19 protein-coding genes are annotated in these 17560 nt (G+C 64.8%); 9 read left to right on the top strand and 10 right to left on the bottom strand.

Annotated features, from left to right (window positions below):
- Nucleotides 1-27 precede the first annotated feature (27 nt).
- Nucleotides 28-753, bottom strand: coding sequence for an alpha/beta hydrolase (locus tag BM190_RS29465; protein ID WP_018316449.1), 726 nt, complete (start codon nt 751-753; stop codon nt 28-30).
- A gap of 139 nt (nt 754-892) precedes the next feature.
- On the opposite strand from BM190_RS29465, the gene BM190_RS29460 reads away from it, so the two are divergent.
- Complete coding sequence (locus BM190_RS29460; protein WP_092261271.1) at nt 893-1873, top strand: helix-turn-helix domain-containing protein; 981 nt, start codon at nt 893-895, stop codon at nt 1871-1873.
- A gap of 6 nt (nt 1874-1879) precedes the next feature.
- Here the strand turns inward: BM190_RS29460 and BM190_RS29455 are convergent, their stop codons facing one another.
- Nucleotides 1880-3025 (bottom strand): acyl-CoA dehydrogenase family protein, encoded by a 1146-nt coding sequence (locus BM190_RS29455; RefSeq protein WP_018316447.1) that lies wholly within the window; start codon nt 3023-3025, stop codon nt 1880-1882.
- A 126-nt stretch (nt 3026-3151) separates the two neighbouring features.
- On the opposite strand from BM190_RS29455, the gene BM190_RS29450 reads away from it, so the two are divergent.
- Entirely contained in the window at nt 3152-3829 is a 678-nt protein-coding gene (locus BM190_RS29450) for an alpha/beta hydrolase family protein (protein ID WP_092261270.1), read from the top strand.
- A gap of 3 nt (nt 3830-3832) precedes the next feature.
- On the opposite strand, the gene BM190_RS29445 is transcribed toward BM190_RS29450, so the two are convergent.
- The gene (locus tag BM190_RS29445; protein WP_092261396.1) at nt 3833-4807 is read right to left on the bottom strand and encodes a ketopantoate reductase family protein; all 975 of its coding nucleotides are present in this window, start codon (nt 4805-4807) and stop codon (nt 3833-3835) included.
- A gap of 148 nt (nt 4808-4955) precedes the next feature.
- Here BM190_RS29445 and BM190_RS29440 point away from each other — a divergent pair, with 148 nt between their 5' ends.
- Nucleotides 4956-5756, top strand: coding sequence for an enoyl-CoA hydratase-related protein (locus BM190_RS29440; RefSeq protein ID WP_092261269.1), 801 nt, complete (start codon nt 4956-4958; stop codon nt 5754-5756).
- Between the two features lie 27 nt (nt 5757-5783).
- On the opposite strand, the gene BM190_RS39830 is transcribed toward BM190_RS29440, so the two are convergent.
- The 3 genes from BM190_RS39830 to BM190_RS29430 form a co-directional block, all read right to left on the bottom strand.
- Nucleotides 5784-6041, bottom strand: coding sequence for a hypothetical protein (locus BM190_RS39830; protein ID WP_143109105.1), 258 nt, complete (start codon nt 6039-6041; stop codon nt 5784-5786).
- Nucleotides 6042-6085: 44 nt separating this feature from the next.
- Nucleotides 6086-6358 (bottom strand): hypothetical protein, encoded by a 273-nt coding sequence (locus BM190_RS29435; protein WP_092261268.1) that lies wholly within the window; start codon nt 6356-6358, stop codon nt 6086-6088.
- A 149-nt stretch (nt 6359-6507) separates the two neighbouring features.
- Nucleotides 6508-7392 (bottom strand): LysR family transcriptional regulator, encoded by an 885-nt coding sequence (locus BM190_RS29430; protein WP_092261267.1) that lies wholly within the window; start codon nt 7390-7392, stop codon nt 6508-6510.
- Between the two features lie 111 nt (nt 7393-7503).
- Between BM190_RS29430 and BM190_RS29425 the strand changes: the two genes are divergently transcribed.
- The 4 genes from BM190_RS29425 (at nt 7504) to BM190_RS29410 (ending at nt 11683) form a co-directional block, all read left to right on the top strand.
- Nucleotides 7504-8868 carry an FAD-dependent oxidoreductase gene (locus tag BM190_RS29425; RefSeq protein WP_092261266.1) on the top strand — a complete coding sequence of 455 codons (1365 nt, stop codon included), beginning with the start codon at nt 7504-7506 and terminating at the stop codon, nt 8866-8868.
- A 35-nt stretch (nt 8869-8903) separates the two neighbouring features.
- The gene (locus BM190_RS29420; RefSeq protein ID WP_018316440.1) at nt 8904-9908 is read left to right on the top strand and encodes an ABC transporter substrate-binding protein; all 1005 of its coding nucleotides are present in this window, start codon (nt 8904-8906) and stop codon (nt 9906-9908) included.
- A 187-nt stretch (nt 9909-10095) separates the two neighbouring features.
- Nucleotides 10096-10869 (top strand): ABC transporter ATP-binding protein, encoded by a 774-nt coding sequence (locus BM190_RS29415; RefSeq protein ID WP_092261265.1) that lies wholly within the window; start codon nt 10096-10098, stop codon nt 10867-10869.
- Nucleotides 10862-11683 carry an ABC transporter permease gene (locus tag BM190_RS29410; RefSeq protein WP_177237368.1) on the top strand — a complete coding sequence of 274 codons (822 nt, stop codon included), beginning with the start codon at nt 10862-10864 and terminating at the stop codon, nt 11681-11683. Before BM190_RS29415 ends, BM190_RS29410 begins: the two co-directional genes overlap by 8 nt.
- Nucleotides 11684-11799: 116 nt before the next feature.
- Here BM190_RS29410 and gtdA read toward each other — a convergent pair whose 3' ends face one another.
- Nucleotides 11800-12840: a gentisate 1,2-dioxygenase gene (gene gtdA, locus BM190_RS29405; protein ID WP_092261263.1), complete on the bottom strand. Its 1041-nt coding sequence runs from the start codon at nt 12838-12840 to the stop codon at nt 11800-11802.
- Nucleotides 12841-12941: 101 nt separating this feature from the next.
- Here gtdA and maiA point away from each other — a divergent pair, with 101 nt between their 5' ends.
- Both maiA and BM190_RS29395 read left to right on the top strand, forming a co-directional pair.
- On the top strand, nt 12942-13574 hold the full coding sequence (gene maiA, locus BM190_RS29400) for a maleylacetoacetate isomerase (protein WP_092261262.1): 633 nt from the start codon (nt 12942-12944) through the stop codon (nt 13572-13574).
- Nucleotides 13564-14076, top strand: a complete 513-nt coding sequence (locus BM190_RS29395) for a MarR family winged helix-turn-helix transcriptional regulator (protein ID WP_177237367.1) — start codon at nt 13564-13566, stop codon at nt 14074-14076. Before maiA ends, BM190_RS29395 begins: the two co-directional genes overlap by 11 nt.
- Nucleotides 14077-14395: 319 nt before the next feature.
- On the opposite strand, the gene BM190_RS29390 is transcribed toward BM190_RS29395, so the two are convergent.
- The 3 genes from BM190_RS29390 to BM190_RS29380 all read right to left on the bottom strand — a co-directional run bounded on the left by BM190_RS29390 (nt 14396) and on the right by BM190_RS29380 (nt 17552).
- Complete coding sequence (locus BM190_RS29390) at nt 14396-16009, bottom strand: benzoate-CoA ligase family protein (protein WP_092261260.1); 1614 nt, start codon at nt 16007-16009, stop codon at nt 14396-14398.
- Complete coding sequence (locus tag BM190_RS29385) at nt 16006-17145, bottom strand: FAD-dependent monooxygenase (RefSeq protein ID WP_177237366.1); 1140 nt, start codon at nt 17143-17145, stop codon at nt 16006-16008. The genes BM190_RS29390 and BM190_RS29385 overlap by 4 nt, the downstream gene beginning before the upstream one ends.
- A 191-nt stretch (nt 17146-17336) precedes the next feature.
- The gene (locus tag BM190_RS29380; protein ID WP_018316432.1) at nt 17337-17552 is read right to left on the bottom strand and encodes a hypothetical protein; all 216 of its coding nucleotides are present in this window, start codon (nt 17550-17552) and stop codon (nt 17337-17339) included.
- Nucleotides 17553-17560 lie beyond the last annotated feature (8 nt).

Genomic DNA, 17560 nt, shown 5'->3' with positions numbered 1-17560 from the left:
CGTGAGCGTCGCCACGGGATTCACCTGTCAGTCGCGTCCCGCCTCCATGATCGCTTTGGCGAGCCGTGCCGGATCGGAGAAGCACAGCTCATGGCTTCCCGGCACTTGCACCAGGCGGAACAGGCCGAGCTTCTCTGACAGCCGCGGATGCCAGGGATGGCTGTGCGGCATCGCGGTGTCCTCGGTGCAGTTGATGTAGGATTTGGCCAGCGGCATTTCGGCTGGATTGGTCTTGAGCGCGATCTTGTCGGTGAAGGTCGCCAGGGGATGCGGATTGAGCACGTCGTAGGCCTTCTGCGCCAGCGCGATATCCGCATCATTGATAAAGGCCTCGCGCCAGACCGGGAAAGGCAAGACCACCGAGCCGTCGCCGCGCTCGGCCGCGATCGCGTCAAACAGCCCGATATAATGCGGCGGCACCATGTCGTTGAGACATTCGCCGTCGTTGGGCACGAAGGCATTCCAATAGACCAGGCGGCGGATGCGCTCGGGAGCCAGGTCGGCAACGCCGGTGATGACCATGCCGCCATAGGAATGGCCGAGCAGGATGACGTCCTTTAGATTGTTCTCGGCAAGATAATCAGCGATCGACTGGATCGCTTCCTTCAGCCCGGTCGTCTTGGCATCGCCCGGACGGTTGCCTTTGATGGTGGGGGTATGGACCTGATGGCCTGCCGCGCGGATGGGGGCGGCGACAGGCTCGAACTCGGTGCCGGTGTGCCAGGCGCCGTGGACGAGAACGTAGGTGGACATGTTGTGGCTCCTCCCGAGGGTGTGGTTAGATCGGCGCATGATGGTCTTGGCGGGGCAGTGTGGCCGCGCCGCAAACCTGAACCGGTAACGAATTCGTTGCTTGGCTGGGAGTGAACCGGATTGGTCTCGGAGTGAACCGATGCAGCAGATCGAGCGCGCCGTTCCGTCACGCCAATCGGCCTGGGACACCGCGGGCGTCCGGCCAGCGGAGCAATTCGCCTATTATCGCGAGGCGATCTGCCAGGCGTTCATGAATCTGACGCCGGAGCCGGCGGCGGCAGCCGGCTTTCCCGCCAGCGTCGAGCACGTCCGTCTCGGCGACGCCGCAATCAACCGCGTCAGCTTTCCCGAACACGTGGTGCGCCGTTCCGGAGCCGACATTGCGGCGTCCGACCGCAGCTGCTTCTATCTCAATCTGAAGCTGGCCGGCCGCTGTCGCATCCTGCAAGGAAATCGCGAGATCAGCCTGTCGCCCGGACAGGTCGGCATCTTCGACAGCGACCAGCAGTTCGCGCTTTTGCACGATCGTGGTCCGCAATTGCGTGTCGCCTCGTTCTGGGTGCCGGCTGAGGCGTTGCGCGAACGGCTGCCCGCTTCGTTCGATGTCGCTGCGGTGCGCGTGTCCGACGATCCCTTCGTCGGCCATCTCATCGTCGAGACGGCGCGCACGCTCAGCAACGGGGCGCTGCGCATGACCGAGGATGAGGGCGTGCTTCTGTTCCGGGCGTTGATCGAGCTGGTTGCCGTGAGCCTGTCACGTCGCAGCCGGGCAGGTGCTGCCGAGTCGGAAAATCTCGCCGATACCACCACGCTGGCCTTGAAACGTGCCATTCACCGGCGGCTCCGCGAGCCCGGGCTTGCAGTTGCCGATATCGCCGATGCCGTGGGCATCAGCGAGCGCTACGTGCACAAGCTGCTGGCGCGATCGGGCTCCAGCTTCACCGAATACGTCATCGACCATCGGCTCGACGGCGCGGCCAGGGATCTCAGGGATGCTGCGATGGCGGATCGTGCGATCGGCGCCATCGCGTTCGACTGGGGCTTCTCGGACCTGTCGCACTTCACGCGACGCTTCAAGCAACGCTTCGGCTGCCGGCCGCGTGACTGGCGTGCGCAATGAATCGAGCTACAGCGACCTCGCGATCAGCAGCTTCATGATCTCGTTGGTGCCGCCATAGATCTTCTGGATGCGGGAATCGATGAAGATGCGCGAGATCGGATATTCCTGCATGTAGCCGTAGCCGCCGAACAGCTGGAGGCATTCGTCGGCGGTCTCGACCTGCTTCTCCGAGCACCAGTATTTCGCCATCGACGCCGTGACGGTGTCGAGATCCCCGGCGACCAGGCGCTCGATGCACCAGTCGACGAAGACGCGCGCTATCATTGCTTCGGTCTTGCGCTCGGCGAGCTTGAAGGCGGTGTTCTGGAAATCCATCAACGGCTTGCCGAACGCTTTCCGCTCCTTGGTGTAGTCGGTGGTGAGCTTGACCGCGCGCTCCATCGAGGCGACGGCGCCGACCGCGAGCGCAAGGCGCTCCTGCGGCAATTGCTGCATCAGCTGGACAAAACCCTGGCCTTCCTCCTTGCCGAGCAAATTCTCGGGCGGCACGGTGACGTTGTCGAAGAACAGTTCCGAGGTGTCGGAGGCATGCAGGCCGATCTTGTCGAGGTTGCGCCCGCGCTTATAGCCGTCCGCGCCTGCGGTCTCGACCACGATCAGCGAGATGCCCTTGGCGCCGGCGTCGCCGGTGCGCGCGACCACGATGACGAGATCGGCGGCCTGGCCGTTGGTGATGAACGTCTTCTGGCCGTTGATGACGTAGGAATTGCCCTGCTTCTTCGCCGTGGTCTTGACGGCCTGCAGGTCCGAGCCGGTGCCGGGCTCGGTCATGGCGATGGCGCCGACCATCTCGCCCGAGGCCATCTTCGGCAGCCAGCGCTTCTTCTGCTCCTCCGAGCCGTAATTGAGGATGTAATGCGCGACGATGGCGCTGTGCACGGAGACGCCGGTCGTCATCTCCGGCACCGTGCTTTCTAGATCGTCCAGCACCGCCGCGTCATAGGCGAAGGTGGCGCCCAGGCCGCCATATTCCTCCGGGACGCTCGCCAGCAGCGCGCCCATCTCGCCGAGGCCGCGCCAGGCGAAGCGGTCGACCATCTTCTGCTCACGCCATTTCTCGGCGTGCGGGGCCAGGTCCTTGGCGAGGTATTTCCGGAACTGGTCGCGAAAGACGTCGAGCTCTTCGGTCATCCAGGAGGAGCGGTAGGACATGGTTACCTCGGTTGATGCGCTGTTCCGGCTTGGTAGGCCAGCCGGGCGCGGCAATTATTGTGTTTTCAGGCTGCGCCGGTGACGCTACCAAGGCGGCCGGAAACGCGTCTGTCGGGATGATCGATTGTGGCTGTCAAAACTCAAGAGCTCAAGCTCGACATCGAAAACATCGGCACGGTGTCAGCGATCCTGACGCAGCCTGACGGCGCGAGGGCCTGTTACGTGCTGGCACATGGTGCGGGCGCCGACATGCGGCATGCCTTCATGGCGAAGACCGCAGAAGGACTCGCGGATCGCGGCATCGCGGCGCTCCGCTTCAATTTCCTCTACATGGAAGAGAAGAAGGGGCGCCCCGACCAGCCGGCGGTCGCGCACTCCGCCATCCGCGCGGCGGTGGAGGAGGCGGCACGGCAGTGTCCCGGGGTGCCGCTTGTCGCCGGCGGAAAATCGTTCGGCGGGCGCATGACCTCGCAGGCGCAGTCGAAGGCGCCGCTGCAAGGCGTCAAAGGGCTCGCCTTCCTCGGCTTCCCCCTGCATGCCGCCAAGAAGCCGTCGTCCGAGCGTGCCGAGCACCTCACCGGCATCGCGATCCCCATGCTGTTCCTGCAGGGAACGCGCGACGGGCTGGCCGATCTCGGCTACCTCAAGCCCGTCGTCACGGCGCTCGGCGCGAAGGCGACGCTGCACGAGGTCGAAGGCGGCGATCATTCCTTCGCGGTGCTGAAGAAGTCCGGCCGGACGAATGAAGAGGCGCTCACAGAAGTGCTCGACACGCTCGCGGCCTGGATTGACCAACTCGCCTGAGCTTCACGCCGCATAAAGCCCCTTGTCGCGCGCCTTCTGGATTGCCAGCGCGGCGATCAGGTCGAGCGTCGGTGTCGACAGGCCGGCGGTGCGTGCGAAGGCGGCGGGCGCCCTCACCAGCACGTCGATCTCCATGGCGCGGCCAAGCTCGTAGTCCTGCAGCAGCGATGGCTTGTGGTTGGGGGCAGGGCCGCTGCGCGTCACGCGCTTGACCTCGGGGATGAAGTGCTGAGCGATGTCGTTGGCCTCGTTCAGCATGCGTGGGATGACCTCCGCAAAGGCGGCATCGTCGCGCACGCCGCGTGCGGTCTGGCCTGTCAGCAGGCACAGCACCGACAGCGACATGTTGGTCAGCAACTTTGACCAGATCGCCTCGCGGATTTCGGCGACCGGCGGTGATTCCAGCCGCGCGTCGTTGAAGACGCCGCGAAGCCTGGTGATGCGCTCGCAATTGCGGTCGTCGCATTCGCCGATCAAGAGGCGGTTTCGGTCCGGGGTGAGGTTGTGCACCACGCCTGGCGCCGTCACCTCGTTGGAGGAGAAGACGACGCCGCCGATGATCCGCTCCTTCGGGATGCAGGCGCGCAGGCGTCCGCCGGGATCGAGGAAGGAAATATCCGGCGGTGTCGGATGCCGCGGCGGCAGGCCGATCCCGTACCACCAGGGAATACCGTTCTGGGCAAAGACGATGGCGGTGTCGTCCTGAAGCAGAGGCTTGATGTTGGCGACCAGTCCCGGGAGCGCAGTGGCCTTCAAGGTCGAGATCACGACGTCCTGCGGCCCGAGCTGGGCCGGATCGCCCGAGGCGTTCACCTTGGCGGAGACCTCGGAATCACCGACGCGCAGTTTGAGGCCACCTGCCCGGACCGCCTCCAGATGCGCCCCCCGCATCACGCACGAAACGTCATGACCGGCGCGCGCCAGCCGGACCGCGATGTGGCTGCCGACGGCGCCCGCGCCGAAAATGCAGATGCGCATGATGATTCCGTCCTGTCCCTTGGTGCCACCGGGCGGCAGCATGACACAAGCCGCCATGCGAGGGACGCGGCCGCCCCACGCTGGAAAGATATGGATCGGGACGCGCTGCCTCGGCCATAGTGCGCAGCAAACAACCGGAGGATCGCCGATGACTGCCAGCCCCGTGCTGTGGACCCTCGATGAGCGTGGGGTTGCGACCGTCACGTTGAACCGGCCGGAGGTCAACAACGCCTATGACGGCGCGTTGATCGCGGGCGTGCTCGCGGCGATGGACGATCTCGGCAAAAAGCCGAATCTTCGCGTCGTCGTGCTCAGGGGCAACGGCAAGCATTTCCAGGCCGGCGCCGACCTGAAATGGATCAACGGCGTGCGGCCGCAATCGGCAGAGGCGAACGAGGCGGCCTCGCGCGCGACCTTCGAAGCCGTGCAGCGGCTGAACACGCTGCCGATCCCGACGGTCGCCTTGGTGCAAGGCGGCTGCTTCGGCGGCGGCACCGGCGTTATCGCGGCCTGCGACGTCGTAATCGCGGCGGACAACGCCCTGTTCTCGATCACCGAGGTGCGCTGGGGCCTGACCGCCGCGATCATCATCCCGCAGCTTTGCGACGCCATCGGCGTCCGGCAAGTGCGGCGTTACGCGCTGACCGGCGAGCGTTTCGGCGCTGAGGACGCCCGCCGCATCGGCCTCGTCCACGAGGTGGTGCCGCTCGCCGATCTCGAAGCCGCAGGCGCGAAGGTCGTCGAGCAGTTGCTCGCCAACGGACCGGAGGCGATGGCCGAGACCAAGAAGCTTGCGCTGGAAAGCTCGTTCGGCGGCATGGCGGTGGACAATGCGGCGTATACGCGGCTCGTGCAGCTGCATTCGCTCAAGCGCCAGAGCGCAGAAGCTGCGGAAGGGCTGGCGTCGTTCGCGGAGAAGCGGGCGGGGAATTGGGGCGGCGGCTCATGAAGCCTGCAGGCCTCCGGCCTTCCTTGACTATCGCTTATGTCTATCGAGGAGCGCGGACCGACCTTCGACCTCTGCTACCTCTGCACTCTCAAAGATACCCTCGGGAGGAAGCTGTTGCCAACCTTCGGCAATGACTTCATCTTCATGTTCCGATCTATACGAGTATTCTTCAGCGAAGGTGAAATGCCCATCGTCGCGCTGTAGTATTGCGATACGCCGTTGCTGCGGTTTCCCCGTAGAGGGAGAGACGGTCTCTATCGCGTCCAACACCTTCACCAGCTTCATTTTGCGGTCTCAGCAATCGCCAATATGAAGGAAATGCGGTCCGCTCAGCAGCCGCGGCAGATGTTGTTGATGCTGCGATAGACGGCGTCCTCGTCCTGCCGCATCTGGCGCAGCGTTTCGAGTGTCTGGCCGTCATTGGCAGGCGCAACGGGCTTGCGCTTTGCGGCGAGTTCGTCCTCCTGCCGCTTGTAGCAGGCCTCGCGATCGGCCTTGGCCTGGATGAAGCGGCAGTTCTGCTCCAGGGCCGAGGCAGCGGTGGTTGAGATCGCGAGAGCGGTCAGGGCGGGCAAGGCGAATTTCAAGAGTAGCGAATCCATGCGGGCACTTCTGTCAGGTCCGTCATTCCCGGGCAACCGTCTTTTGGCGGGCGTGTAGCCCGGATGAAGCGAAGCGTAATCCGGGGCCGGTGTCCCCGCATTCCGCTGCGCTCCATGCGGGCTACGGCGCACCGAGTGCGCAACCAGGCTCACAGCGACGGCGCCAGTGACGTTTTCAGCAGCGTCAGCAATGCCTGCACCGCAGCGGCGTTGCGTCGCCGTTCCGGAATTGCGGCCTTCACCCACAATTCCGGAATCGGAAAGTCGCGCAGCACCGGCTTCAGCGTGCCGTCGCGCAAGGCATCGGCCACGAGATAATGCGAGAGCAGCGCGATGCCGTTGCCGGCGATCGCGCTGCGCGCCAGCACGTGTCCCTCGTTGGAGGAGAGCAGCGGACTGACCTGGATGCTGATGCGGCCGCGCGGTCCGTCGAAGATCCATTCCGGGCCGGTCGGCAGAAAGCTGAGGCAGCGATGCTCGACGAGATCGCGCGGATGCTTTGGCGTGCCGTGCTTTTTCAAATAAGCGGGCGATGCGCAGAGCAGCCGCTTCAGCGCGCAGAGCGGCTCGTCGACGACGCCGCCGAACGAATGCGGGAAGGCGCCGATGGCGATGTCGAAGCCTTCGGTGACGGGATCGACCGGGCGATCGATCAGCACGATATCGAGCTTCAGCTTCGGGTTCTGGGTCTGGAACGCGCTGAAGGCGTCGGCGAGCCGGACGACGGTCAGCGAGGTGGGTGCCTTGATGCGCAGGTGATCGACGAGATCGTGACCCTTCTCGCCCATGCGTGAGAGCAGGTCGGTCGCATCGGTCACCACGCCGCGTGCGCGATGCACATAGCGCTGTCCGGCCTCGGTCAGTCGCAACTGCCGGGTCGAGCGGTGAAACAGTGCCGTGCCGATCCGCGCCTCGAGCTGCGTGACGCGTTTTGCCACCACCGAGGTCGAGACATTGAGTTTGCGTGCTGCGGCCGAGAAGCCGGCGGCATCCGCGGTGGCGAGAAAGGCTTGCAGGTTCACGAGGATGTCCATGTCGACCTTTCTCGATTTGCAAAAGCTGATCGCGTATTTTGGTGGATTGTACCTCGGTGCGAGCTAATTCATAGTCGCTCCCAAGCAAAGGAATTTGGGAAGGGACGCGCCATGCGGGCCACAATGATCGAAGAACCGGCACGCCAGGTGCCGCTCTATGGCGAATATGAAGTCGTCGTGCTCGGCGGCGGCCCCGCCGGCATCGTCGCCGCGGCCTCAGCCGCGCGCGCCGGGCGAAAGACGCTTCTGATCGAGCGCTACGGCTTTCTCGGCGGCATGGGCACTGCGGCCGGTGTCACAAATTTTTGCGGTCTGCATGGCAATGTCTACGGCCAGGCCCATCGCCTCGTGCAGGGCATGGCGTCCGAGCTGCTGGCGCGGATCAATCGGCTGAACGGCCTCAACACCCCGCATCTGATTCTCGGCAAGGTTTTTGCGCAGGCCTATGACACCGCGGCCTACAAGATCGCGGCCGATCAACTTCTCGCAAGCCACAGGGTGCACATCCTCTTCCACGCGCTCGGCGCCGGCGTCGTGATGGGCGACAACAGCCGCATCGACGCGCTGATGGTCGAGACCAAGGCCGGCCGGCAGGCGGTGCGATCGGAGATTTTCATCGACTGCTCCGGCGACGGTGACCTCGCGGTCTGGGCCGGCGCACCGTTCGAGATCGGCGACGCGCACGGCCATCCCATGTACCCCTCGATGATGCTCCGTCTCAACGGCATCGACCCCGACAAGGCCGGCGATGCCTGGCGCACCATCCCGCAATTGATGGAGAAGGCGCTCGCGGCCGGCACGCACACATTCCCGCGGAAAAGCGCGATCGTGCGGCCGCAGAAATCCGGCATCGAATGGCGGGTGAACTTCACGCAGGTGGCGCGCGAGGATGGCCATGCCATCAACGGCGTCGAGCCTGACGATCTCACCCGCGGCGAGATCGAGGGCCGCAAGCAGGCGCTCGCCGCGTACGAGTTCCTGCGCACCGTGCCGGGCTTTGAAAAATCCTACATCGTCGATTTGCCGCCGCAGCTCGGCATCCGCGAGACCCGTCGCATCAAGGGCGGCTACCAGCTCAGCGGCGAGGACGTGCTCGGCTGCGCCTCCTTCGAGGATTCCATCGGCGTCAATGGCTGGCCGATCGAGGCTCACGTGCCCGGCGATGTCGTCTTCACCTTCCCGCCGATCCCGGAATCGCGCGGCTACAACGAGCTGCCCTACCGCATGCTGGTGCCTGAAGGCGTCGACAACCTCCTGGTCGCCGGCCGCTGCGCCTCCATGACCCATGAGGGCCAGTCCGCGGCGCGGGTCTCCGGTGCCTGTTTCGTGATGGGCGAGGCGGCCGGTTCCGCCGCCGCGCTGGCGCTCTCCGGAAACCGGATCCCGCGCGAAATCCCCATTGAAAAGTTGCAGGAAACGTTGAAACAACAGGGCGCCTTCATCGGACGGGACCAGCCTGTGCCCGAGGGCCTGTAACGGACTGCAAGATAAACGACGGCGGAGGAAACGGGATGATCGGAATTGCGCGGCTCGCGGCAGCCAGTCTTTTGGCGATCATGGCAATGGGCGCAGCCCATGCCGAGGATGCGCTGAAGGCCAGGATCGGCGTGCTCCGTCTGTCGTCCTCCGCGCCTGTCTTCATCGCGCAGGACAAGGGCTATTTCCGCGAGGCCGGCCTCGAGGTGGAGCTGAAATTCTTCGACGCGGCGCAGCCGATCGCGGTCGCGACGACCTCGGGCGACGTCGATTTCGGCATCACCGCCTTCACCGCCGGTCTCTACAATCTCGCCGGCAAGGGCGTGCTGAAGGTCATCGGCGGCATGAGCCGCGAGAAAGCCGGCTATCCCCTGATCGGCTATTTCGCCAGCAACAACGCTTACGCGGCCGGATTGAAGACGCCGAAGGACCTCGCGGGTAAACGCGTGGCGATGACGCAGGTCGGCTCCTCCTTCCACTATTCGCTCGGCCTGCTCGCCGACAAATACGGTTTCAAACTTGCGGACGTGAAGATCGTGCCGCTGCAATCGCTGTCGAATGCGGCGGCCGCGCTGAAAGGCGAGACCGTCGATGCGGCGCTGCTGCCGATCTCGACCGCGCGAAAGCTCACGGACGAAGGCGGCGCGAAATTCTTAGGGTGGGTCGGCGACGAGACGCCCTGGCAGCTGGGTGCGGTGTTCGCCTCGCCGAAGACGCTGACCAACAAGGCGCTGGTGACAAAGCTGCTCGGCGCACTCGCCAAGGCCGACCGCGAATATCACGACGTCATCCTCGCCGCGATGAAGGACGGCGTCGCCCCGATCAACGACAAGACCAAGCCGCTGCTGGAGATCATCGCGAAGTACACCAATCTGCCGGTCGAGCAGGTGGTCGGCAATTGCGCCTATATCGATCCCGACGGCAAGCTCGACGTGAAGAACGTCGACAACCAGATCAAATGGCTGCAGGAGCAGGGCTTTGCCGACAAGGGTTTTGACGCGAATGCGATCATCGCGAAGGACTATGTGAAGGCGGATTGATGCCCCGTACTCCCAACTATCCCCGTCACCCTGACGTGCCCACCTTGCGGCGTGCCGCAAGGTGGGCCTCGAAGGGCGTACGGCCCGAATGCGCCTCGGCCGTTCATCCTTCGAGGCTCTCATCGCGATGCATACGCATCGCAATGCTCGCACCTCAGGATGACGGGTTGAGAGTTGAAGGTTCCCCATGGACCTGATCGCCAACCACATCTCCCACCGCTTCGGCGACCTCGCCGTGCTCGACGACGTCTCCTTCACGGTGAGCGCCGGCGAGGTGGTGGCGATCGTCGGGCCCTCCGGTTGCGGCAAGAGCACGCTGCTGTCCATACTAGGTGGCCTGCTGCAGCCGACCTCAGGCGCGCCCGAGCTCCGCGGCGCGCCGCCGGCGGACAGTCTCAATCCGCTCACCTTCGTGTTCCAGGATTTTGCGCTGCTGCCCTGGGCGAGCGTGGAGGAGAACGTTGAATTCCCTTTGCTGCACACCCAGCTCTCGGCCACGCAGCGCCGCGCGCTGGTCGACGATGCCTTGCGCCGCACCGGCCTGACCGATTTCCGCAAAACCTATCCAAAGCAGCTCTCCGGCGGCATGCGCCAGCGCGTCGGCATCTCGCGTGCGCTGGCGGTGAAGCCCGCCATTCTGCTGATGGACGAGCCGCTCTCCGCGCTGGATTCGCAGACCCGCGAACTCCTGATGGAGGATTTCGTCCGCCTGCTCGCCGATGGCGGCATGGGCGCGGTCTATGTCACCCATAATCTCGAAGAGGCCGCGCGGCTGGCCGATCGCATCGTGGTGCTGTCGCGACGACCGGGGCGCATCCGCGAGGTCGTGACGGTGCCGATGACGCGCGGCGAGCGCGGCGAAGCTGCGGCGCGCGAAAAACTGCTGGCGCTGCAGAACCAGATCTGGTCGCTGATCCGCAACGAAGCCATCGATGCCGAGCGCGAGGTCCAGCATGCTTGATCGCGCGGCGGCTGACACTGCGAAGGATAGCGCGACGCGGCGCGTTCGCTTTCGTGGCGCAGGCTTCGTGCCCGCGTCGAGCCGTTTCGGCGGCTGGATCGCGCTCGCTTTCGTCATCGCGATCTGGCAGGCGGCGGGCAGCACCGGCCTCGTCAATCCCCTGTTTCTGCCTGCGCCGTCGGCGATCGCACGGGCGATCTATCAGCTCGCGATCTCAGGCGCGCTCTGGCAGCATCTGTCGGCCTCGCTGCTGCGCATCGGCGTCGGCTGGCTGTTGGGGACGGCGGCCGGCGTCGCCGTCGGCTTTGCCATCGGCCTGTCGCGGCTGGCGCGCGGCGTCGGCATCACCTTCATCTCGGCGCTGTTCCCGATCCCGAAGATCGCGCTGCTGCCGCTGTTGATCCTGTGGCTCGGCATCGGCGAAGAGCCGAAGATCGCGACGATCGCGCTCGGCGTGTTCTTCTCGACCGCGATCTCGGTCTATAGCGGCGTCGATGCGGTGCCGCGCAACCTCATCCGCATGGCGCAGAGTTTCAACGTTCCCTTCGCCACCATCGTGCGCAAGGTGGTCTGGCCGGGGGCGCTGCCCGCGATCCTCGCCGGCTTCCGCATCACCGCCTCCGTCGCGCTTCTCCTCGTCGTCAGCGCCGAGATGATCGGCGCCCAATACGGCATCGGCGCCTTCGTGCTCCAGGCCGGCAATCTGATGCAGACAGATCAGCTGCTCGCGGGCGTGGTGATTTTGTCGGTGTTCGGGCTGGCGGTCGGGAAGGTGATCGGCTGGCTGGAGCTTAGGCTGTTGCACTGGCGGTAGCCACATTCACGGCACCCGTAGGGTGGGCAAAGCGTAAGCGTGCCCACGATCTCTTGATAAGGCGCGTGGGCACGGCGCAAGTGCGCCTTTGCCCCCCCTACGAGACCGGCCTGCCGTCACGCGTTCCCGCGATCTTCGCGGAACAAATCCAGCTTCTGCTGCACCGGACGATCCGAGAAGCTGAACAGCACGGCATCCTCATCCGCTTCGTGCGTGACCCATTGCCAGCTCGGCACCACGAACAGATCGCGCGGGCCCCATTCGAACACAGCATCGCCGATGCGGCTGCGGCCACGGCCTTCGATCGGACAGAACACGGTGGCATCGGTCGCACGATAGCGCGCGGTATTAAAACCTTTGGGCAGCAGCTGGATGAAGGTGCCGATGGTCGGCATGGCGAAATCGCCGGTCTCGGGGTTGCTGAATTTCAGCTTCAGCCCGTGACATGCGTCCCACTCCTGGCTCGTCCTGGCTTTCTCCAGCGCCTCGCGGGTGTAGGCGTAGGGATAGCTGAAGATCGGCGAGGTCTTCGAGCTCCGCTTCACGTCGACCGGCAGCAGGTTGTGGCCATAGCGGGCAAAGCTGTCGCCGGCCGGTCTCGTAATCTTCTGCTGGTCTTCCTTGGAGCCTTCGGCAAAGGAGCAGTCGAAGAACTGCACCAGCGGAATGTCGAGGCCATCCAGCCAGAACATCGGCTGATCGGTCTCGTTGGAATGGTCGTGCCAGGTCATCGACGGCGTGATGATGAAGTCGCCGGGCTCCATCGCGGTGCGCTCGCCGTCAACCGCGGTATGCGCACCCTTGCCTTCGAGCACGAAGCGCAGCGCCGACTGGCTATGCCGGTGCGCCGGCGCGACGTCGCCAGGCACCACCATCTGCACGCCTGCATAGAGCGAGGTCGTGATCTTGGACTGGCCGCGCAGGCCGGGATTCTCCAGCACCAGCACGCGCCGCTCGGCTTCCTTGGCGGTGATCAGCTTGCCGGCCTCCGTCATGTAGTCGCGGATGACGTCGAACTTCCAGAGGTGCGGCCGGCAGGCGCTTTTCGGCTCCGGTGTGATCAGATCGCTCATCACCGTCCACAGCGCGGTGAGATTCTCGCCGTCGATCTTCTTGTAGAACGCCTCGCGTTCCGGCGTCTTGGTCACGGCTTCCATGCGCGCCTCCTGTTCGTTTCTAAATTGACAGTATACTGCCAATCTGGCTAGCGTCAACGTGACGAACGACGTACAAGCAACGAGAAAACGGGAGGGTTCCGATGAAGCTGCACGGCTATTTCCGCTCCAGCGCTGCCTATCGGGTGCGGATCGCGCTGAACCTCAAGGGCCTTGGAGCCGAGCATCTGCCGCATCATTTGCGCAAGGGCGAGCAATGCGCGCCCGCTTATCTCGCCATCAATCCGCAAGGTCTCGTGCCGGCGCTGGAGAACGACGGCGGCGCGGTGCTGACGCAATCGGTCGCCATCATCGAATGGCTCGACGAGACCCATCCCAATCCGCCGCTGCTGCCGAAGGATCCGCTGCGGCGTGCCAAGGTGAGGGCGTTCGCGCTGGCGATCGCCTGCGACACCCATCCGGTGCAGAACCTGAAAGTGCTGGGGCGGTTGCGCGAGCTTGGCTTGCCCGAAGAAAAGGTCCAGGACTGGGCCGCCTGGGTCAACCGCGAAGGGCTGTCGGCTTGCGAGACGCTGATCAAGGACGAGCCCGGCCCGTTCTGCTTCGGCGATGTGCCGACGCTCGCCGATCTCTGCCTGGTGCCGCAGCTCGCCAATGCCCGCCGTTTCGGCGTCGACGTGTCGGCCTATCCGCGCCTGCTCGCGGCAGAGGCGGCCGCAAAGGCGCTCGCCGCGTTTGCCAATGCCGCACCGGAGAAGCAGCCCGATGCCGAGTAAGCCGCCTCCGCCGATCACGATCGACGCGGTCTATGCCGCGCCGGGCTATCTGTTCCGGCGCATGCAGCAGATCGCGGTCTCGATCTTCATGGAGGAGTGCAAGGCGTTCGACCTGACCCCGGTGCAGTATGCGGCGCTGATCGCGATCCACACCCATCCCGGCATCGACGCGACGCGGCTATCGGCGGTGATCGCCTTTGACCGCTCCACGCTTGGCAGCGTGATCGAGCGTCTCCAGGCCAAGGACTATGTCGAGCGCAAGCCGGCCCCCGAGGACAAGCGGATCAAGCTGCTCTATCTGACCAAATCGGGCGCCGCGATCCTGCGCGAGATCATCCCCGCCGTCGAACGCGCCCAGGCGCGGATGCTGGAGCCGCTGAAGCCCGCCGACCGCAAGGAGTTGATGGGGCTTTTGGTGCAGCTCGTCGATCTCAACAACGAGGCCTCACGCGTGCCGCTGCGGGCCGAGGATGCGCTGGAGCATCTCGGGAAGGCGGGGTGAGGAGGAGGTGTGAGGCGATGTTCGCGCCGCACACTCAGATCTCGTAGGGTGGGCAAAGGCGCTCTTGCGCCGTGCCCACGATCTCTCTCCAACGATCAGAAGACGTGGGCACGCTCCGCTTTGCCCACCCTACGATTGCTGTGGTATGGGCCCCGCGTTTGCGGGGACGACAGCGAGAGTGTGGCGGCGCTGTCGCCCTGATCTGCGCTGTCATTCCCCGCGAAGGCGGGGAATCCAGTACGCCGCGGCTTCTCGGTTCAATCACAAACGCCTCTGGAATACTGGATCGCCCGGTCAAGCCGGGCGATGACAGTGGTGGTCACATCCGCAGCAGCGCCTGCCGATCGATCTTCCCCGTGCCCGTCTTCGGCAGCTCGTCGGTGAAAATCACCTCTCGCGGATATTTGTAAGGAAGCAGCTTGCCCTTCACATAGTCCTGCAGCCGCCGCGTCGTCTCGCCCGGGTTGGCTGCGCGGTTGTTCATCACCACCACCGCCTTCAGCGTCATGCGACGGTCCGGCAGCTCGGTGGCGAACACGGCGCATTCGCGAATATCGGGATGGTCGGCGAGGCACAGCTCGACCTCGAGCGGGTAAACCCATTGGCCCGAGATCTTGATCAGATCATCGGCGCGGCCGCGGAAGAAGTGGAAGCCGTCGGCGTCGCGGATGAAGCGGTCGCCGGTGTAGATCCACCCCGCCTCGCGGATGGTTTCGGCGGATTTGTCCGGCCGGTTCCAGTACAGCGGCGTGTTGGAATCGCCACGCACCCACAAGATGCCTTCCTCGTTGTCGGCGACATCGCGTCCGTCCTTGTCGCGCAGCGCAACCTCGTAGCCGGGCACGCGCAGGCCTGCGGCCCCTAACTTCTTCTGCTCGGGCCTGTTGGAGAGGTAGATGTGCAGCACCTCGGTCGAGCCGAGGCCTTCGACGATCTCCAGGCCCGTGAGCGTCTTCCAGCCGTTGAAGACCTCCGCCGACAGCACTTCGGCGGCGGAGAGCGACATGCGCAGCGACGAGAAGTTGGTCTGTTGCGCGCCCTCGGCCTTGGTCAGGGACGTGTAGAGCGTCGGCAGGCCGAAGAACAATGTCGGGCTGTACTGCTCGATCGCCGCGAAGATCGCGGCGGGTTTCGGTTGCCCCGGCAGCAGCAGCGTTGCCGCGCCTGCCGAAAACGGGAAGGTGACGGAGTTGCCGAAGCCGTAGGCGAAGAAGATCTTTGGCACCGAGAAGCAGATGTCATCAGGCGTCAGCTTCAGCACGTTCTGCGCAAAGGCGAGCTCGCTATAGGCCATGTCGTGCTGGAGATGCACGATGCCCTTGGGCCGGCCGGTCGAGCCGGACGAGTACATCCAGAACGCCATCTCGTTGCGATGCGTCTCCGCTTCCGCCAGCTTGGCCGGGAATTGCTTGAGCCAGTCCGTCGCCGCGAGCGCACTCGGCGCGGCGAGATCGCTCGCCTCGCCATTGGCGACAATCAGCGTGCGCAGGCGCGTATCCTTGCAGGCCTCGGCATTGAAGCGCGGCGCGAATTCGGCGTCCGCCACCGCAACGCTGGCGCCGGAATCGGCGAGGTAGAATTGCAGCAAATCCGGCGGCGTCAGGGTGTTGATCAGGAGCGGCACGAAGCCGGCCCGCACCGCGCCGAAGAACGCGGCCGGGTAGGCCGGGGTGTCGTCGAGGAACAGCAGCACGCGGTCGCCGCGCTTCAGGCCGAGCGATGCAAAACCGTTGCCCCAGCGGCAAGCCTCGTCGCAGAGCTCGGTATAGGTCCGCGTGCCTGCCGGACCCATGAGCGCGACTTTGTCGCCACGGCCCTTGGCGAGATTGTCGAACAGCACGCGGCTGGCGTTATAGAGTTCCGGAACGGCAAAGCCGATCTCGCGCGCCCCTTCGCTGTCGGCAGGCACCTGGTCGAAGATCTCGTTGCTCATGCCTCGCCCCCGCCGTTCTTGGCAGCCTCGTAACGCGCCATGAAGCCCGGCGACATGTGGCGCAGGCGTGCATCGTCGATGCGGCCGGAGCGGGTGATGTAGCTGTAGGCGAAGTCCATCAGGTCCTGCTGCATGTGCTGGGCAAAATGCTCGTACCAGAAGGCACTCGTGCGCGCGGCGTTGACGAGCTTCTCCACCACCGGTTTTCGCGCGGCCTGGTAGCGATGCAGGGCGGTCGCAAGATGCGCATCCGATTCCAGCGCCTTGACCAGCGCGATGGCGTCCTCGATCGCGAGCCGCGTGCCCGAGCCGATCGAGAAGTGCGCCGAATGCAGGGCATCGCCGATCAGCACCATGTTCTTGAACGACCAATGTTCGTTCCAGACCCAGGGGAAGTTGCGCCAGACCGATTTGTTGGAGACGAGGCAATGGCCGCCAAGCGTGTCCGCGAACACCTCTTCGCAGACGCCCTTGGACTGCTCGACGTCCTTGTAGGCGAAACCGTAGGCCTGCCAGGTCGCGTGGTCGCATTCGACCAGGAACGTGCTCATGGCGGGCGAGTAGCGGTAGTGATGGGCGTTGAAGGCGCCGCGGTCGGTTTTCACGAAGGTCTGCGACAGCGTGTCGAAGCGTTTCGAGGTGCCGTACCAGACGAACTTGTTGGAGGAGTAGGACAGCGAGGTGCCGAAATCACCTTCGAAGGCGCGGCGCACCTGCGAGTTCAAGCCGTCGGCAGCGACGATCAAATCATGGCCGTTGAGTTGGTCGATGGCATGAATCTGCGTGTCGAAGCGTGGGGTGACGCCGACGTCGAGCGCGCGCTGCTGCAGGAACCGCAGCAGCTCGAGCCGCCCGATCGAGGAGAAGCCGACCCCGTCGATGGCGACGCTGTCGCCGCCGAGGTTCAGCGTGATGTTCTCCCAGCTCTCCATGTGCGGCGCGATCGCGTCGACCGTCTCGGGGTCGTCGGCACGCAGGAACTCCAGCGCCTGGTCGGAGAACACGACGCCAAAGCCCCAGGTCGCGTCGGCCGGGTTCTGTTCGAACAGGTCGACCTGATCCTCGGGGTGACGCTTCTTCCAGAGATAGGCGAAGTAGAGCCCACCGGGCCCTCCGCCAATCACGGCGATCCGCAACGTCTGCCTCCCTAATTGACAGTATACTTACTATCTAGGGGTAGACTAATGTGCTCCGGCGTTCCGCGCCAGCGGAATTATCGGCCAGCGCAGGCGCGCCAAAGCGCATCTTCGGACACAATTTTTACGCGTGTCCGAAACCGTCAGGTCCGAATCATAGCCAAACCGCGCCGGCTTGGCCATCCGCACCGTCAGACGCAGCGCTTCACGTAGACCCCGTTCACAAGCACCCTGGTACAGCGCACGGCTGGAACCGGCTTGCGGACCACGACGGCCGCGTTCGGCCCGGCGCAGCCGGCGCGATAGACGCCGCGGGCGCACACCACCGCATTGGCGTCGGTGGCCTCGAAGGTCATGGTCGCAGCGAAGGCAAGCAGTGCAGAAGCGACGAGCAGCAATGAACGCATGTGGTCCT

The sequence above is a fragment of the Bradyrhizobium sp. Rc3b genome (assembly GCF_900114915.1).
GTDB lineage: Bacteria > Pseudomonadota > Alphaproteobacteria > Rhizobiales > Xanthobacteraceae > Bradyrhizobium.
The sequence above is the reverse complement of the archived record's forward strand: the minus strand, read 5'-3'. Positions and strand labels throughout refer to the sequence as shown.

Excerpts from the sequence above, each read along its gene's own strand:
- BM190_RS29390 (WP_092261260.1), bottom strand. The coding sequence starts at position 16,009 with ATGAGCAACGAGATCTTCGACCAGGTGCCTGCCGACAGCGAAGGGGCG.
- BM190_RS29440 (WP_092261269.1), top strand. The coding sequence starts at position 4,956 with ATGACTGCCAGCCCCGTGCTGTGGACCCTCGATGAGCGTGGGGTTGCG.
- BM190_RS29420 (WP_018316440.1), top strand. The coding sequence starts at position 8,904 with ATGATCGGAATTGCGCGGCTCGCGGCAGCCAGTCTTTTGGCGATCATG.
- gtdA (WP_092261263.1), bottom strand. The coding sequence starts at position 12,840 with ATGGAAGCCGTGACCAAGACGCCGGAACGCGAGGCGTTCTACAAGAAG.
- BM190_RS29425 (WP_092261266.1), top strand. The coding sequence starts at position 7,504 with ATGCGGGCCACAATGATCGAAGAACCGGCACGCCAGGTGCCGCTCTAT.
- BM190_RS29445 (WP_092261396.1), bottom strand. The coding sequence starts at position 4,807 with ATGCGCATCTGCATTTTCGGCGCGGGCGCCGTCGGCAGCCACATCGCG.
- maiA (WP_092261262.1), top strand. The coding sequence starts at position 12,942 with ATGAAGCTGCACGGCTATTTCCGCTCCAGCGCTGCCTATCGGGTGCGG.
- BM190_RS29415 (WP_092261265.1), top strand. The coding sequence starts at position 10,096 with ATGGACCTGATCGCCAACCACATCTCCCACCGCTTCGGCGACCTCGCC.
- BM190_RS29380 (WP_018316432.1), bottom strand. The coding sequence starts at position 17,552 with ATGCGTTCATTGCTGCTCGTCGCTTCTGCACTGCTTGCCTTCGCTGCG.
- BM190_RS29395 (WP_177237367.1), top strand. The coding sequence starts at position 13,564 with ATGCCGAGTAAGCCGCCTCCGCCGATCACGATCGACGCGGTCTATGCC.
- BM190_RS29460 (WP_092261271.1), top strand. The coding sequence starts at position 893 with ATGCAGCAGATCGAGCGCGCCGTTCCGTCACGCCAATCGGCCTGGGAC.
- BM190_RS29430 (WP_092261267.1), bottom strand. The coding sequence starts at position 7,392 with ATGGACATCCTCGTGAACCTGCAAGCCTTTCTCGCCACCGCGGATGCC.
- BM190_RS29465 (WP_018316449.1), bottom strand. The coding sequence starts at position 753 with ATGTCCACCTACGTTCTCGTCCACGGCGCCTGGCACACCGGCACCGAG.
- BM190_RS29435 (WP_092261268.1), bottom strand. The coding sequence starts at position 6,358 with ATGGATTCGCTACTCTTGAAATTCGCCTTGCCCGCCCTGACCGCTCTC.
- BM190_RS39830 (WP_143109105.1), bottom strand. The coding sequence starts at position 6,041 with ATGAAGCTGGTGAAGGTGTTGGACGCGATAGAGACCGTCTCTCCCTCT.
- BM190_RS29455 (WP_018316447.1), bottom strand. The coding sequence starts at position 3,025 with ATGTCCTACCGCTCCTCCTGGATGACCGAAGAGCTCGACGTCTTTCGC.
- BM190_RS29410 (WP_177237368.1), top strand. The coding sequence starts at position 10,862 with ATGCTTGATCGCGCGGCGGCTGACACTGCGAAGGATAGCGCGACGCGG.